The organism is Mycolicibacter senuensis (assembly GCF_002101885.1).
Lineage (GTDB): Bacteria > Actinomycetota > Actinomycetes > Mycobacteriales > Mycobacteriaceae > Mycobacterium > Mycobacterium senuense.
Genome location: NZ_LQPS01000047.1, coordinates 18,815 through 33,857, shown reverse-complemented (window position 1 = coordinate 33,857; position 15,043 = coordinate 18,815). Strand labels below are relative to the sequence as shown.

Genomic DNA, 15,043 nt, shown 5'->3' with positions numbered 1-15,043 from the left:
CCTTGGCGGGCCGGGGTAGTCGGTAGCCATGACTCAGACGTCCTTGCAGAACCCGGTCGACGTGGTCGATTTCCTGACCGGCCAACATGAACGGATCAAGGCGCTCTTCGACGAGACGTTGCGGGCCGCCGGTGCCGAACGCGAGGAATCCTTCGTCCGGTTGCGCCGGCTGCTGGCGGTGCACGAGACCGCCGAAGAGGAGATCGTGCACCCGCGGGCCGCCCACGAACTCGACTACGGTCGCGAGATGGTCAAGGCGCGGCTGGCCGAGGAGAAGCAGGCCAAGTCGGCCCTGGCCGAGCTGGAGGACGTCGACGTCGATTCGGAGTTCTTCACCGAGAAGCTCCGGGAGCTGCGCGACGACGTCATCGAGCACGCCGGCCACGAAGAACGCGACGAGTTCGCCGGGCTGCGTGCAGAACTCGGCGACACCGAACTGCAGCTGCTGGAACGGGCGGTCGAGCTCGCCGAGGCGATCGCGCCCACCAGACCGCACGCCGGAGTCGAGAGTGCACCGGCCAATGCGTTCGTGGGGCCGTTCGCCTCGATGGTGGACCGGGCCCGCGACGCGATCCTGGGGTACGCCTCATGATCGGACTCGGTTTGCTGCTGCTGATCCTGGGGCTGGTGTTCGACGTCTACCTGCTGTGGGCCATCGGGATCGTCTTATTGGTGATGGGCGTGGTGTTCTGGGTGCTGGGAGCGGTCGGGCGTCCGGTCGGCGGCAGGCGTTACTGGTACTGACCGCCATGGCAGCCGTGCTGGAACGCGATGTCGCCGACGGCGTTCACCGGCGCGGCGGTCAACGTCTACCTGATCGAGGACGACAGCGGTGTCACCGTCGTCGACACCGGCCTGCCGGCCACCTGGAGACCGCGCTGGAACGACTCGGCCGCCAGACCGGTGACGTGCGGGCGGTGGTGTTGACCCACGCCCACTTCGACCATGTCGGTTCGGCCAAGCGGGCCCGCGGCCGGTGGCAGGTGCCGGTGTTCGTGCACGCTGCCGACCAGTACCCCGCCGGCGCGCTGTTCGTGCTGCCCGGCCACGGCGAGCCCTGGCACCACGGCATCGCCTCGGCTGCCGAAGCCGCGTTGCGGGCCGGGCCGTCCTGAGTATCAGACCTGGCCGCCGGCCCCCAACGTGCGCTGCATGTCCGGCTTCATCGCCACCAACTGCGCGTTCCAGTAACCCCAGCTGTGTACCCCGTTGGTGTCGAGGTTGAAGGTCGCGTTGTGGCCGCCCGCGCCGGTGTAGGCGCCCCGAAAGGCGTTGTTGCTTTCCATGACCACCTGCTCGATCACCTGACCCGGCAGGCTGCCTTCGCCGATCTCCGACGGGGTGCCGTTGCCGCTGTAGACCCACAGCCGGGTATTGGCGCCCGCCAGTCGTCCGGCCTGGACCGTCGGATCGTTGCGCTGCCAGCCCGCGCTGCCGGTCGGCCCCCACATGTCCTGCGGGTTGAAGCCGCCCTCGTCGTTCATGGCCATTCCGATCAGCATCGGGCCGTTGCCGCTGGACGGGGTCAGCAGCGCCGAAAGCGAGGCGGCGTAAGCGAATTGCTGCGGATGGTAGGCCGCCAGGATGAGCGCCGAGGATCCGGACATCGAAACGCCGACCACCGCGTTGCGGGTGGAGCGCACGCCTCGGCCGGCCAGGAAACTCGGCAGCTCACTGGTCAGAAATGTCTCCCACTTGTAGGTCTGGCCGTTGGCCGACCCGTACCAGTCGGTGTAGAAGCTGGAACGTCCGCCGACCGGCGCCACCACCGAGATCCCGGAACCGCTGTACTCGTTGAACGCCGGCGTTTCGATGTCCCAGCCGCTGCGGTCTTCGCGGGCCCGCAGGCCGTCGAGCAGGTAGACCGCCGGCGCGCCGCCGCCCTGGAATTCGACGGTGATGTTGTGGCCCATGCTCGGCGATGGCACCGAGAGGAATTCCGGAGCGGCGGCGCCGGCCGGCGCGGCCGCTCCCAGGCCGATCAGTCCCGGCAGCATTGCCGCCGCCGCGGCGGCGTGTGTGACCTTGCGCCGACGCTTCGTGTTGTTCCACATTTGTTCTCCCCTTTCGCACACATCCGAGCGCCAAGGCCAGTCGGCCGGGTGCGCCAGAGGGGAGAGATCGACACAGGGCCCGTGCGGCTTTGGTTTTTCATACCTCGGCATCATGAGACACCGCGGATGGTTGCCCTACAGTCTGAAGACACCACACCTAACCTTCTTGTCTTAACAAAGTGGGGGACCGTTGTCCAGAGACCGGCGCGGAAGAAAAAATTGAGATTCGCGGTTTGAGCCGCAGCCGTGGTGGGCACCTACACCGACATGTCCGCGCTTGGCTCCCGTAATCGCATCGGCCCTCTGGTGATGACAGCATCCGCTGCCGGTGCCGCAATTCTTTTCACCCACGGCGTTCCCGATGCGAGCGCCCAGCCTTGTCCCGATACCGAGCTGGTGTTCGCGCGCGGAACCGGTGAGCCGCCCGGCGTCGGGCCCACCGGACAGGCATTCGTCAGCGCACTGAGCACCCGGCTGGCCCCGCGCCCGTTGTCGGTCTATGCGGTCGACTACCCGGCCACCGACCAGTGGGGCACCGGTGTCGACGGTATTCGGGACGCGGGTGCGCACGTGGTCTCGCGGGCGACCACCTGTCCCCAAACCAAGATGGTGCTGGGCGGCTACTCGCAGGGCGCCGCGGTGATGGGCTTCGTCACCTCGGCGCAGGTACCCGAGGGCGTCGACCCGGCGACGGTGCCCAAGCCGCTGGATCCCGATGTCGCCGAACACGTGGCCGCGGTCGTGCTCTTCGCGATGCCCAACGAGCGGGCGATGCAGTTCCTCAAGGAACCCACGATCGCGATCGGCCCGTCATACCAGGCCAAGACCTTGCAGGTCTGCGCGCCGGAGGACGCGGTCTGCTCCGAGGGGCTGAACTTCGCCGCGCATGACAGCTACGCCGGAGATGACGCCACGATGGTCGAACAGGGGGCCGACTTCGCCGCTCACCGGCTGCAGAGCCGGCTGGGATAGACGCTGGCCGGCCGCAGCCGCCGTCGCCGGCGCTGGCGGCGCGACCAGATCCGGGTCGCCGATCCCGCCGAGGTTCGGCGCTCCATCCGGGGCACCGCCATCGGCAACTTCATGGAGTGGTACGACTTCGGCGTCTACGGCTACCTCGCCACCACGATCGCGCGGGTGTTCTACCCGGGTGCCGGCAGCCTGATCGGCGCCTTCGCCACGCTGGCCGCGGCGTTCGCGATGCGTCCGCTGGGCGGGTTGGTCTTCGGCCCGCTCGGGGACAGGATCGGGCGCAAACGGGTGCTGGTCACCACCTTGGTGCTGATGACGCTCGGCACCACCGCCACCGGGCTGCTGCCCGACTACCGCGCCATCGGTGTCGCGGCGCCGATCCTGCTCATCGCGACCCGAATGGTGCAGGGCTTCTCGGCGGGCGGCGAATACGTCGGCGCCATGGTCTACGTCGGCGAGCAGGCCCCGGACAACAAGCGGGGCATGATGGCCGGATTCCTGCCGCTGAGTTCGCAGGCCGGTTATGTCGTCGCCGGCGCGCTGGTGACCGGGCTGCAGACCGGGCTCTCCGATGAGGCCATGCTCAGCTGGGGATGGCGAATCCCGTTGCTGCTCAGCGCCCCGCTGGGGCTGGCCGCGCTATATCTGCGGCTGCGCCTCGACGAATCGCCGGCATTCCGGCAGTCCGGCGGGGGCCGGGGCGATGGCTCCGGTGACGACGACTCCGCCGCCGCACAGCTGCGTCGCACCACCAGACAGTGGCGGCCGCTGGCGCTGTGCATCGCCCTGGTGCTGGCCTACAACGTGACCGATTACCTGCTCACCGGGTATCTGCCCAGTTACCTGCAGACCTCCGCTCGGATCCCGTACCCCGGCGGGCTGCTGCTGATCGTGCTCACACTGCTGGTGATGATGGCCACCGTGGTGCCGACGGCGCGATTGTCCGACCACATCGGCGTCAAGCCGGTGCTTTGGGCGGGAACCATCATGCTGGTGGCGCTGTCGGTCCCGGCGTTCATGCTGATCCGCTCCGCCGGCAGTTACCTGGCGGCGTTCGCCGGGGTGGTGCTGATCGGGGCGATGCTGCTCTGCTTCGATGCCACCCTGCCGGCGACCCTGCCGGCGCTGTTTCCCACCCGGGTGCGCTACGGGGCGCTGGCCATCGGCTTCAACCTGTCGGTATCGGCGTTCGGCGGCACCACGCCGCTGGCCGCCGAGGCCCTGGTCTCGAGCACCGGCAATCCGATGGCGCCGGCCTACCTGCTGATCGCAGCCGGTGTGATCGGCGCGTTGGCGCTGGTCTTCACCCCGGAGGTGGCAGGCAGGCGACTGCCCGGCTCGGGGCCCGCGGTCGAAAGCGAAGCGCGGGCCCGCGAGCTGGTCGAGGGGCGAGACCCTTAGTGGACCCGGCGCAGCCCCGGTACTTCGGAGAGCGCTTCGGCCACCGAGGACGTCGTCGGCAACGCGTTGGCAGGGTCGCAGATTCGTAGCAGCCGGCTGACCGCCGGCCCCGGCACCGTGGTGCAGTAGGTCACGGTGTCGGCGCACCGGTCGACGATGTTTCGCAACGCTGAGAAGCCCGCGGTGCCAATGAATTCCAAGTCACTGAGGTCGAGGACCAGCCATTGGCATGACGTCGCGCAGTGGTGCACGTGCTCGGCGAGTTCGCCGGCGTTCGCGGCGTCGAGCTCGCCGACCACGCTGATCACCGCGCCGGCACGCCCCCATCGGGTGACGGACCGGGCGGTGTGGCTCTCCCAGGTGTCGGACGTCGGGACGGAATCTATTCGAGGTGCCGGGAACACCGGCTCGGCCACTTTCAGAGCGGACATTTGATCACTCCATCAGTCGAAACTCGTACTGTGGGATCGCGTCGATGCGAGTTACACCTTCACGGACGAGGTTAGGAACAGGGAGTGGGCCTCCCTGGTCTGCGTGCTTGACGCGTCTTCCGGGTGGCTGTGAACTCAACCTGTCCATGAACCTACGCCGTTCCTCGCCGCAATGCAACGGATTGGTAACGGTGCTGCGATGAACTCGTGGCGAATTGCCTTGCAGCAAACCGCTTCGAGGACCTTTTCGACGTTTAGCGCCGAGGACCGCGGGTAACAAGCGGTTATGGCGTTTCCGCTGACCACCCGGCGTTCGGTACTCGTCTGGCACGTGCACGGCTCCTGGATGGACTCCTTCGTCGCCGGCGGACACCGCTACCTCATTCCGGTCGACTCTCCACACGACCCCGACGGTCGCGGCCTGTGCGGGCGCGACTGGCCGCAGGCCGTGGAGATCCCGTTGGGCGAACTGCACGACCAGGACGTCGACCTGGTGGTGCTGCAGCGCCCGCACGAACTGGAACTGGCTGCGCGGCTGCTGGGCCGTCGGCCCGGTATCGACGTTCCCGCGGTCTACGTCGAGCACAACACGCCGCGGCCGTTCGTGGTGGAGAGCCTGCACCCGATCGCCGACCGCGACGACATCCCGCTGATCCACGTCACCGACTTCAACCGGCTGATGTGGGACAACGGCCGCGCCCCCACCACGGTCATCGACCACGGGATCGCCGATCCCGGCCACCTGTACACCGGCGACATCGCCGCGGCGGGCGCCATGATCAACGAACCGGTGCGACGGTGGCGCACGGTGGGCGCCGACCTGCTGGGCGCGTTCGGGCAGTCCGCGCCGGTCGACGTCTGGGGGATCGGCACCGACGAACTCAACGACCCGGCTCATCGCTGCGCAGGCGTCACCGGTCACGGCGACCTGCGAACCGCGCTGCTGATGAAGGAACTGGCGCATCGACGCGTCTACCTGCACACCGCGCGCTGGACGTCGCTGGGTTTGTCGCTGCTGGAGGCCATGTTCCTGGGCATGCCGGTGGTGGCGGTGGCGTCGACCATGGCACCGCTGGTCGTCCCCCCCGAGGCGGGCGTCGTCAGCGCCGACGTGGACACCTTGCGGACGGCGCTGCGCGGGCTGGTCGCCGACCGCTACCTGGCCGAGGTGGTCGGCAAGGCGGCCCGCGACTATGCGCGGGACCATTTCGGGCTCGACAGATTCCTGCGGGAGTGGGATCGGGTCATCGACGCGCAGTGCACGGCGGGGCCGTGACTACCAGGGGAGGATCGCGATGAGGATCGCCATGGTTTCCGAACACGCCAGCCCGCTCGCCGCGCTCGGCGGAGCCGACGCCGGCGGCCAGAACGTCCACGTCGCCGAGTTGTCGGCGGCACTGGCCCGCCGTGGCCACGACGTCGAGGTCTACACCCGCCGCGACGATCCCGACCTGCCCGACCGGGTCGAGACCGAGCAGGGCTACACGGTGGTCCACGTGCCGGCCGGACCCGCGCGGCAGGTGCCCAAAGATGAACTGCTGCAGTACATGGGGTCGTTCGGGTGTTACCTGGATCAGCAGTGGGACCGCGAACGGCCCGACATCGCGCACGCGCATTTCTGGATGTCGGGGATCGCCACCCAACTGGCCGCCAAACGCCGCCGGGTGCCGACGGTGCAGACATTCCATGCGCTGGGCGTGGTCAAGCAACGGCATCAGGGGCACCGCGACACCAGTCCCGCCGAGCGACTGCGGCTGGAGACCCGGGTGGCGCGCGACGCCACCTGGGTGACAGCCGGTTGCAGCGACGAGGTCTTCGAGTTGATGCGCCTCGGCCGGGACCGATTGCGGATCTCGGTGGTGCCCTGCGGTGTCGACGTGGACCGGTTCACCCCGCACGGCCCGACCGCCCCGCGATCGGGGCGGCGCCGCATCGTCGCGGTCGGACGGTTCGTGCCCCGCAAGGGATTCGACACCGTGATCGAGGCACTGACCACCGTCCCCGCCGCGGAACTGGTGATCGTCGGCGGGCCGGAGCGAGCCGAGCTCGACACCGTCCCGGAGGCCTGCCGGTTGCGGAAACTGGCCACCGATCTCGGTGTGGCGGACCGGGTTTCGCTGTACGGTTCGGTTGCCCGCGAGGATATGCCGGCGCTGCTGCGGTCGGCGGACGTGGTGACCTGCACGCCGTGGTACGAACCGTTCGGCATCGTGCCGCTGGAGGCGATGGCCTGCGGGGTGCCGGTGGTGGCCTCGGCGGTGGGCGGCATGCTCGACACCGTCGTCCACGACCTGACCGGCCTGCTGATCCCGCCGAAGGATCCCCGCGCATGTGCCAACGCGGTGACCGCGATCCTGCGGGACCGGCGCGGGGCGGCCGCGTTCGGCGCCGCCGGCCGGGAACGGGCCCGCGCGAGGTACTCCTGGGAGCGCGTCGCCACCGACACGTTGCGGGTCTATGACCGGCTGCTGCCGGTGCGAGCGCCGGTCCGCACCGCGGCACGGGCGGCGGGGCAGGACTGACCCCGACGCGGTTGCCGCACCCGGGGCATCGGAGGAACATTGAGTCCATTGGAGGGGGGCCTCGGACGGAGCAATGCGATGGCGGTTGCGGACCGCAACGACATGATGCGTGAGGTGGCGGACCTCGTCCGCACACTGGATCAGCGCCCACACCCCGATACAGACGATCCGCTCGACGAGCTGCTGACGAGTCTGCTCGGTCATATGCCCTGCGCCCAGCATGCCGGCGTCACCGTCACGACGTCGGAAGCCGAAGTGCAGACGCTGTCGGCGACGGGCCGGTACCCGGTTGCGCTCGATGACATCCAGCGTCGTTGCCAGGAGGGGCCGTGCCTGACCGCGGCGTGGAAACACCACCTCGTTCGGCTGGACGACATCTGCTGCGAGCAACGTTGGCCGGCCTTCTGCCGGGAGGTGGCCGAGACGACGCCGATCCGGTCCATCCTGGCGTTCGAGTTGTTCACCGGCCGGGGAAGCACCGGAGCCCTGAACTTTTACGCCGAGAGCGCCAATGCCTTCGACGACGAGGCGGTGGAATTGGGTCTGATGCTGGCCACCCACGCCGCGCTGGCCTGGCACATGGTGCGCCGCGACGAGCAGTTCCGCAGCGCGCTGGCCTCCCGCGACGTCATCGGGCAGGCCAAGGGGATGCTCATGGAGCGGTTCGACCTCGATGCGGTGCGTGCCTTCGAGCTGCTCAAACGGCTGTCGCAGAACATGAACACCCCGCTTGCCGACGTGGCGCAACAGGTGGTCGGCCGGCGGGAAGTCGGTTCGTGAGCCACCGGCGCCGGGAGCGCTAGAGCCGGTTCTCCGGTCCGACCACCGCCCATACCGTCTTACCGCTGGGGGTGGGGCTGCTGCCCCAGGCGCGGCACAGGGCGCCGACCACAGCGAGCCCGGATGACTGCCGGGAGCCGGCCGCGGCCTCGCGGAGCATCGCCGGGGAGCGGTCGGTGTCTTGGACGGCGATGGTGAGCGTGGCCGCCGTGCTCTCCAGCAGGATCACCGGTGCGCTCTCGGTATGGCGAAGCACATTCTCCACCAACGCATCGACGATCACCTTGGCGGTCGGTGTCAGCTGCTCCAGTGACCAGTTCACCAGCCACCCGCCGACGAAGGCGCGGGCGTCGCGCAAACTGCTGAGGCGCTGCGGCAGCTCGATCCGGGCCCGGCGACGGGGCTGCCTGTGGTCTGCCAGCGACGCCAAAGCGCTCTCCACATCGGCATGCACCGGGACATAGCGGGTCACGCCGGTGCGCGCGATCCGCGCCGCCATCTCCGGTCGGGCGCATATCAGCACGACCGGAATGCCGGGCCAGGTGCTCACATGCCAACGTGCGCTGGTGAACACCGACCAGGCCGACGGCGCCGGCACTTCCAGGCCGCCGACGTCGACCAGCACCGCCAGCGGTTCATCCAGCGCCGCTTTGATCACGCAGTTGCGGACTTCGAGGTAGGTGCCGCTGTCCAGCCTGCCGACGGCGTGCAGCAAGCACACTCCGGCCACGGCGTCCGCGGACACCGTGAGCCGACTGCGTCTCCTACCCAGGGCCGGCGTCCCGCTCGTCATCGACCATGGCTGGTCGGCGGGGGAGCGCCGTGGTGACGTCGTCGCCCTCGTGGGCCGGTCCCGGGCTCGACATGCCGAGGGGAACCTGACCGGCCGGCCGGAAATGCACTCTCCACTATCGCAGTCCACACATCAGACGGACTACCCATCGGGCAACGGGGACAACCGTCGTGCGGTGGTGCCCAGCCGGTGAGCCTCCCGGCCGCGGCGTCAGTCGACGGTCAGCAGCGTGTGGTCCACCAACGAGACCGAGTCGGGGCTGAATGTTCCGCTCATGGCTGCCAGGAAACGCTCTGCGAGTTCGCGCACTTTGATGTTGGTCTCCTGGGAGCGCCACACCAGGATGTCGAATGCCCGTTCGGCGGAGATGCCGTAGGCGACCATCAGCACCCCCTTGGCCTGTTCGATCGCCGCTCGGGACTTGGCGACCTCGGAGACCGCGGCGCTGACGTCGGACTGCAGCACGTCGGTCACGTCGACGTAGAAGCCGACCGTGCCGGTCACCACGCCGGCGTCGTCGATCATGCGGTCACCCACCACGATCACCCAGTGCACCTGCCCGCCGGTGTCGACGATCCGGTGCCGGCTGCTGAACGGCTCGCCCTGGATGACGCGCTCGAGCACCTCGGCGACCTGGGGACGGTCCTCGGGGTGCTTGTGTTGCAGCAGCAACTCGGTGTTGGGGACGACCGTTCCGGGCTCATAGCCGTGCATGCGCGCCACGGTGTCCGACCACTCCCAGCGCTGCTCGCCGAGAAAATACCGGAACCGACCGACGCGTTGCGGCTCGCCGTGGCCGACGACCAGATCGAGGTCACTTTGGACCTCGTCGTCGCCCACCGCCGCGAACTGCGCGTTGACATCCCCGACCATCGCACCCGCCTTCTTTACCCACACCATATGAGTTGATCCCAACGGCCGGCGGCGAGCCGCGGTCTGGAATCACAGGAAGGAACGCAAGGACGCCCTGACCGGCGCTGTCTGCTGAACGCCCAAGCTGTGCGTAACTATCCACAATTTCCGAACACCGCGCAACCGAATCACGTTTTGTTTCCCCGCCCGCGCTCCCGGGTACCTGCTGATGACGCGCGGTGTTCGTTCCAGCAAAGTGGACCGCCGCCTCAGTGACGACCCGATCGAACTCGATGAAAGGAGTCCGACGTGAAGTTCTCTACGACTGCAGCCAAGACGGCCGCCGGCGCGGCGGGAATCGCCGCGCTGAGCGTCTTCGCCGCGCCCACCGCGGCGGCCGAGCCGGCGATCCAGCCGTTCGGCACGCCCGAACAGCTCAACGACGGCGCGCTGGCGACGTCCTACACGGTCAGCAACCTGGGGCCGGCCAACGTGGTCATCCCCGGCTACCAGCCGGACGGCAAGCTGTACCAGGCTGATGTGACCGCCCGCGCGGACCGGGGGACGGTGACCCCGCTGGTCACCGCCTTCAACGCCAGGGCGGCCAACAGCGACACCTACCGGGTGATCAACACCGTGCCCACACCGGGCGGTATCCACCCCGGCCCGATCGCCCAGGGCGCGTCGGCCGACGGCAAGATCTACTTCGACGTCACCGGACCGCCGCCCGACGGCGTGGTCTACAACGACGGCGTCCAGGATGTGCTGATCTGGACGAACAAGGCCTGACGCCCACCCGAGATGGGCCCGATCGGCAGGATCGGGCCCATTCGGATGCCTCCCATATGCGCGCCCTCGACCGTGTCCTGATCACCGGCGGAGCCGGATTCCTCGGCAGTCGGCTGTGCACCCTGCTGCTCGCCGAGGGCGCGCAGCGGGTCTGGTGCGTCGATGACCTCTCCACCGCATCGGAAGCCAATCTTGCTGTAGTACAGCAGCTTTCCGGCGTCGAGTTCGTCGAACACGACATCGCCGAAGGGTTCCCCGATCCCCGCCGATTCGGGCCGCTGGATGCCGTTCTCCACCTCGCCTCGGCGGCATCGCCGCCGGACTATCTGCGGCTGCCGATACCGACACTGCGGGCCGGCGCCCAGGGCACCGCGGCCGCGCTGGCGATGGCCGAGGCGTGCGGCGCCCGATTCGTGCTGGCCTCCACCAGCGAGGTCTACGGTGATCCGCTGGTTCATCCACAGGACGAAAGTTACTGGGGCAACGTCAATCCCATCGGACTGCGCAGCGTCTACGACGAAGCCAAGCGGTTCGCCGAGGCGCTGACGTTCGCCTATCAGCGGGCCCGCGGCGCGGACGCCGGGGTGGCCCGGATCTTCAACAGCTACGGGCCGGGAATGCGCCTCGACGACGGCCGGATGGTCCCGACGTTCTGCGGTCAGGCGTTGCGCGGCGAGCCGATCACCGTCGCCGGAACCGGTCGCCAGACCCGGTCGCTGTGCTATGTCGACGACACCGTCGCCGGGCTGATCGCGCTGACCCGCCACGACGTCAGCGGCCCGGTCAACATCGGCAGCCCGGACGAGCTCACCGTGCTCGAAGTCGCCGAACTGATCCGCGAGCGGTCCGGCAGTGCCTCGCCGATCCGGCACATCGCCGCCGCGGAGGACGACCCGCAGCGGCGCTGCCCGGACATCCGGCGCGCCCGTGAGTCGTTGGGCTGGGCGCCGAAGGTCGGTGCTGCCGAAGGGCTCGATGCGACCATCGCCTGGTTCCGGACCCAGATCGACGCCACCGCAACGGTTTAGCGAACCGTTTCTAGCACCCGTTTAGCAGCGTTGCTGGTGGGTATCTCCTCTGCAAGCAAAGCGGTTCTCGCGGTCGGGGGAGGTTGTGGTGCGAGTACTGGGCATCAACGCGGTCTTCCACGATCCGGCCGCCGCGCTGGTCGTCGACGGCCGGATCGTCGCGGCCGCCGAAGAGGAGCGGTTCTCCCGGCGCAAGCACGGCAAGCAGGCGGTGGCGTTCTCCACCTGGGAGCTGCCGGTGCAGGCTGCCCGGTGGTGTCTGGAGCAGGGTGGGATCTCCCCGGCCGACGTGGATGCGGTCGGCTACTCCTATGACCCCGCCCTGGCGGAAGGCGAAGTGCTCGAGGGTCAGGACCGCGACTGGGAACACCTGCGCACCATGTACGCGCGCCGGGCCCCGCTGTTTCTGGCTTCGGCGCTGCCCGGGCTGGACCCCGGCGTGGTGCGCCATGTGCGCCACCATGTCGCGCACGCGGCCTCGGCGGCACTGGCCTCCCCGTTCGGCGACAGCGCCGTGCTGGTGGTCGACGGCCGCGGCGAGGCCACCTCGATGCTGGCCGGCGAATACCGCGACCAGAAGCTGGATATCCTTGCCTTCCAAGCGCTGCCGCACTCCCTGGGCCTGCTCTACGAGGACCTCACCGAGCATCTCGGGTTCATCCGGTCCAGTGACGAGTACAAGGTGATGGCGATGGCCTCCTACGGCAGGCCCGGCTTCGCCGAGGAGTTGCGCAAGCGGGTGTATTCCTGCCCGGACGGCACGTTTCGCACCCAGGGCGTCGACTTCACCGAGCTCACCCGACGCCGTGGACGCGATGAGGACGACCTGGACCCGGTGCACGCCGACCTGGCCTGCAGCGTCCAGTTGGTGGTCGAAGAGGTGCTCGCCGACACGGTGGCCTGGCTGGCGGCGCACACCAAGGCCGACACGCTCTGCCTGGCGGGGGGAGTGGCGCTGAACTGCGTGGCCAACACCGCGCTGTCCAACCGTGGTGACTTCCGCCAGATCTGGGTGCAACCGGCCGCCGGTGACTCCGGCACCGCGCTGGGGGCGGCGTTGGCCGTGGCGGGGGAGCACACCGAGCCGATCGCGGCGATGCCGTCGGCGTCGCTGGGCCGCTCCTTCACCGACGAGCAGATCGCCGGGGCGCTGGCCGAAGCCGACATCCGTTACGAACGCCCCGCCGACATCGCGGTTGCGGTCGGCGAAATACTGGCCGGCGACGGCATCGTCGGATGGTTCCAGGGGGCTGCCGAGTTCGGCCCACGGGCACTGGGGAACCGGTCGCTGCTGGCCGACCCCCGCCGCGCCGGCAATCTGGAGCGGCTCAACCGGGTCAAGGGCCGCGAACAGTTCCGCCCGGTCGCACCGATGGTGCTTGCCGAGCGTGCCGCGGAGATCTTCACCGGCGGTCCGCTGCCCAGCCCGTACATGCTGTTCGTCCACGACGTCGTCGAGGACTGGCGCGAGCGCATTCCCGCGGTCACGCACGTCGACGGCACCGCGCGCATCCAGACCGTCGACACCGACCAGCCGTTGCTGCACGCGATGATCAGCGCATTCGCGCAGCGCACCGGGGTGCCGGTGGTGGTCAACACCAGCTTCAACACCGCCGGACGGCCGATGGTGGACAGCCCGCGCGACGCGCTGGAATGCTTCGGCAGTGCCCCGATCGACGCATTGGCCATGGGGCCCTTCCTGATTCGGCGGCATGGGCAATGACCCCGAGCTATGCGGTGGTGATCCCCACCATCGGGCGCCCGTCACTGAACCGGCTGCTGGCCGCGTTGGGTGAAGGCGAGCGACAGCCGGCCGGCGAGGTGATCCTCGTCGACGACCGGCCGGGACGGGCCCGGCCGTTGCGGCCGGAAACAGGGTTCCCGGCGGTCACCGTGCTGCGCTCGGGTGGGCGCGGCCCGGCCGCGGCCCGCAACGCCGGCTGGCGCGCCGCCCGCGCGGACTGGATCTGCTTCCTCGACGACGATGTGGTGCCCGGGCAGAACTGGTGCGCCCGACTGGAAGCCGATTTGCTGGCCGCGCGCGCCGATGTGGTCGGATCGCAGGCCAGGATCGTGGTGCCGGTGCCGGAGGATCGCCGCCCGTTCGACGACGAACGACGCACGCTGCGCCTTTCCGGCGCCCGGTGGATCACCGCCGACATGGCCTACCGGCGCGAGGCACTGGTGGCCTGCGGCGGTTTCGACGAGCGCTTCCCGCGCGCGTACCGCGAGGACGCCGACATCGCGCTGCGGCTGACCCGGGCCGGCGGCCGGATCACCACCGGCAGCCGCGAATCGCAACATCCCATCCCGCCGCGCAGCGGTGTCTTGAGCAGTGTCAAAGCCCAGCGCGGCAACCGCGATGACGCGCTGATGCGCCGCAAGCACGGCCGCGCCTGGCGCACCGCGATCGGCGAGGGCCGCGGACGGCTGCCGCTGCACCTGCTCAGCTGCGGCGCCGCGCTGCTGGCCGTGCTGGGTCTGTCCACCGGCCGGCGCGGGATGCTGCGGGCCGGGGGACTGGGATGGCTCGGGCTCACCGGTGAATTCACACTGCGCCGGATCGCGGCCGGGCCCCGCAGTGGCCGCGAGATCGCCGCGATGGTGATCAGCAGTGCGCTGATTCCGCCCGTCGCGGTGGCCCACCGCATCCGCGGCGCCCTGCGGTTCCGCACGGCGCCGGCTGAACCCCCGCTGGCGGTGCTGCTCGACCGCGACGACACCCTGATCAAGGACGGCCCGTATCTGGCCGATCCGGCCGGGGTGATCCCGCTGCCGCACGCCCGGCGGGCGCTGGCGCGGCTGCGCCGGCACGGTCTGCGGCTGGCGGTGGTGAGCAATCAGTCCGGGGTGGCCAAGGGATTGATCAGCCCCGAGCAGCTGGCCGCGGTCAATTCCCGGGTGGACGAACTGCTCGGCCCGTTCGACAGCTGGCAGGTCTGCCAGCACGATGACGGCGACGGCTGCGGCTGCCGCAAACCCGCTCCGGGGCTGGTGTCGGCGGCCGCCGCGGCACTCGGGGTGGCGCCGCGGCGTTGCGTGATGATCGGCGACACCGGCGGCGACGTGGCCGCCGCGCTGGCCGCCGACGCCGGCGCGATCCTGGTGCCCACCCGGCGCACCCGGAACGCCGAGATCGCCAACGCTCGCGCCAATGCCGCGGTGGCCCGCTCACTGAACGCGGCGGTGTCCCTGGTGCTCAAGGGGATTCGGTGAGCACCGCGGTCATCGCACGGCTCGACAGTCTCGGTGACGTGCTGATCACCGGGCCGGCGGTGCGGGCCGTCGCCGCGGCCCACGACCGGGTGGTGTTCCTGGCCGGGCCGCGCGGCGCCGCCGCCGCCGAACTACTGCCCGGGGTGGACCGGGTGCTGCGATGGCGGGCTGGCTGGGTGGACTTCGACGCCGGCCCGGTGACCGC

At 69.6% G+C, this 15,043-nt stretch carries 17 protein-coding genes; 13 read left to right on the top strand and 4 right to left on the bottom strand.

What is annotated here, in order from left to right:
* Positions 1 to 28: 28 nt before the first annotated feature.
* From AWC24_RS18190 to AWC24_RS23150, 4 genes are read left to right on the top strand one after another with little or no spacing between them, the layout of a single operon-like run.
* Entirely contained in the window at positions 29 to 592 is a 564-nt protein-coding gene (locus tag AWC24_RS18190) for a hemerythrin domain-containing protein (RefSeq protein ID WP_085087522.1), read from the top strand.
* Positions 589 to 744 carry a hypothetical protein gene (locus AWC24_RS22565; protein WP_165757760.1) on the top strand — a complete coding sequence of 52 codons (156 nt, stop codon included), beginning with the start codon at positions 589 to 591 and terminating at the stop codon, positions 742 to 744. The genes AWC24_RS18190 and AWC24_RS22565 overlap by 4 nt, the downstream gene beginning before the upstream one ends.
* A gap of 27 nt (positions 745 to 771) precedes the next feature.
* Positions 772 to 927 (top strand): hypothetical protein, encoded by a 156-nt coding sequence (locus AWC24_RS23155; RefSeq protein ID WP_234807424.1) that lies wholly within the window; start codon positions 772 to 774, stop codon positions 925 to 927.
* Entirely contained in the window at positions 918 to 1,115 is a 198-nt protein-coding gene (locus AWC24_RS23150) for an MBL fold metallo-hydrolase (protein WP_234807423.1), read from the top strand. Before AWC24_RS23155 ends, AWC24_RS23150 begins: the two co-directional genes overlap by 10 nt.
* Before the next feature lie 3 nt (positions 1,116 to 1,118).
* On the opposite strand, the gene AWC24_RS22555 is transcribed toward AWC24_RS23150, so the two are convergent.
* Entirely contained in the window at positions 1,119 to 2,054 is a 936-nt protein-coding gene (locus tag AWC24_RS22555) for an esterase family protein (protein ID WP_085087519.1), read from the bottom strand.
* Between the two features lie 309 nt (positions 2,055 to 2,363).
* Here AWC24_RS22555 and AWC24_RS18175 point away from each other — a divergent pair, with 309 nt between their 5' ends.
* Both AWC24_RS18175 and AWC24_RS18170 read left to right on the top strand, forming a co-directional pair.
* Positions 2,364 to 3,026 carry a cutinase family protein gene (locus AWC24_RS18175; protein WP_234807422.1) on the top strand — a complete coding sequence of 221 codons (663 nt, stop codon included), beginning with the start codon at positions 2,364 to 2,366 and terminating at the stop codon, positions 3,024 to 3,026.
* Positions 3,027 to 3,074: 48 nt separating this feature from the next.
* Complete coding sequence (locus AWC24_RS18170; protein ID WP_407663436.1) at positions 3,075 to 4,427, top strand: MFS transporter; 1,353 nt, start codon at positions 3,075 to 3,077, stop codon at positions 4,425 to 4,427.
* Here AWC24_RS18170 and AWC24_RS18165 read toward each other — a convergent pair.
* Entirely contained in the window at positions 4,424 to 4,858 is a 435-nt protein-coding gene (locus tag AWC24_RS18165; RefSeq protein ID WP_085087513.1) for an STAS domain-containing protein, read from the bottom strand. The genes AWC24_RS18170 and AWC24_RS18165 overlap by 4 nt on opposite strands.
* Positions 4,859 to 5,144: 286 nt before the next feature.
* Here AWC24_RS18165 and AWC24_RS18160 point away from each other — a divergent pair, with 286 nt between their 5' ends.
* The 3 genes from AWC24_RS18160 (at position 5,145) to AWC24_RS18150 (ending at position 8,160) form a co-directional block, all read left to right on the top strand.
* Positions 5,145 to 6,134, top strand: coding sequence for a glycosyltransferase (locus AWC24_RS18160; RefSeq protein WP_085087511.1), 990 nt, complete (start codon positions 5,145 to 5,147; stop codon positions 6,132 to 6,134).
* A 19-nt stretch (positions 6,135 to 6,153) separates the two neighbouring features.
* Entirely contained in the window at positions 6,154 to 7,380 is a 1,227-nt protein-coding gene (locus AWC24_RS18155) for a glycosyltransferase (RefSeq protein WP_085087508.1), read from the top strand.
* A 78-nt stretch (positions 7,381 to 7,458) separates the two neighbouring features.
* A complete protein-coding gene (locus AWC24_RS18150; RefSeq protein WP_085087505.1) occupies positions 7,459 to 8,160 on the top strand; it encodes a GAF and ANTAR domain-containing protein in 702 nt (233 codons plus the stop codon).
* Between the two features lie 19 nt (positions 8,161 to 8,179).
* Here the strand turns inward: AWC24_RS18150 and AWC24_RS18145 are convergent, their stop codons facing one another.
* Together AWC24_RS18145 and AWC24_RS18140 are read right to left on the bottom strand one after the other, a co-directional pair.
* On the bottom strand, positions 8,180 to 8,905 hold the full coding sequence (locus tag AWC24_RS18145) for an STAS domain-containing protein (protein WP_165757759.1): 726 nt from the start codon (positions 8,903 to 8,905) through the stop codon (positions 8,180 to 8,182).
* Between the two features lie 258 nt (positions 8,906 to 9,163).
* Positions 9,164 to 9,826: a PAS and ANTAR domain-containing protein gene (locus AWC24_RS18140; protein WP_085087824.1), complete on the bottom strand. Its 663-nt coding sequence runs from the start codon at positions 9,824 to 9,826 to the stop codon at positions 9,164 to 9,166.
* A gap of 288 nt (positions 9,827 to 10,114) precedes the next feature.
* On the opposite strand from AWC24_RS18140, the gene AWC24_RS18135 reads away from it, so the two are divergent.
* The 4 genes from AWC24_RS18135 to AWC24_RS18120 all read left to right on the top strand — a co-directional run bounded on the left by AWC24_RS18135 (position 10,115) and on the right by AWC24_RS18120 (position 14,838).
* The gene (locus tag AWC24_RS18135; protein ID WP_085087503.1) at positions 10,115 to 10,594 is read left to right on the top strand and encodes an MPT63 family protein; all 480 of its coding nucleotides are present in this window, start codon (positions 10,115 to 10,117) and stop codon (positions 10,592 to 10,594) included.
* 56 nt (positions 10,595 to 10,650) lie between these two features.
* Positions 10,651 to 11,622 (top strand): NAD-dependent epimerase/dehydratase family protein, encoded by a 972-nt coding sequence (locus tag AWC24_RS18130; protein WP_085087500.1) that lies wholly within the window; start codon positions 10,651 to 10,653, stop codon positions 11,620 to 11,622.
* An 88-nt stretch (positions 11,623 to 11,710) separates the two neighbouring features.
* Positions 11,711 to 13,345, top strand: a complete 1,635-nt coding sequence (locus AWC24_RS18125; protein WP_085087818.1) for a carbamoyltransferase family protein — start codon at positions 11,711 to 11,713, stop codon at positions 13,343 to 13,345.
* Positions 13,342 to 14,838 carry an HAD-IIIA family hydrolase gene (locus AWC24_RS18120; protein ID WP_085087497.1) on the top strand — a complete coding sequence of 499 codons (1,497 nt, stop codon included), beginning with the start codon at positions 13,342 to 13,344 and terminating at the stop codon, positions 14,836 to 14,838. The genes AWC24_RS18125 and AWC24_RS18120 overlap by 4 nt, the downstream gene beginning before the upstream one ends.
* Positions 14,839 to 15,043 lie beyond the last annotated feature (205 nt).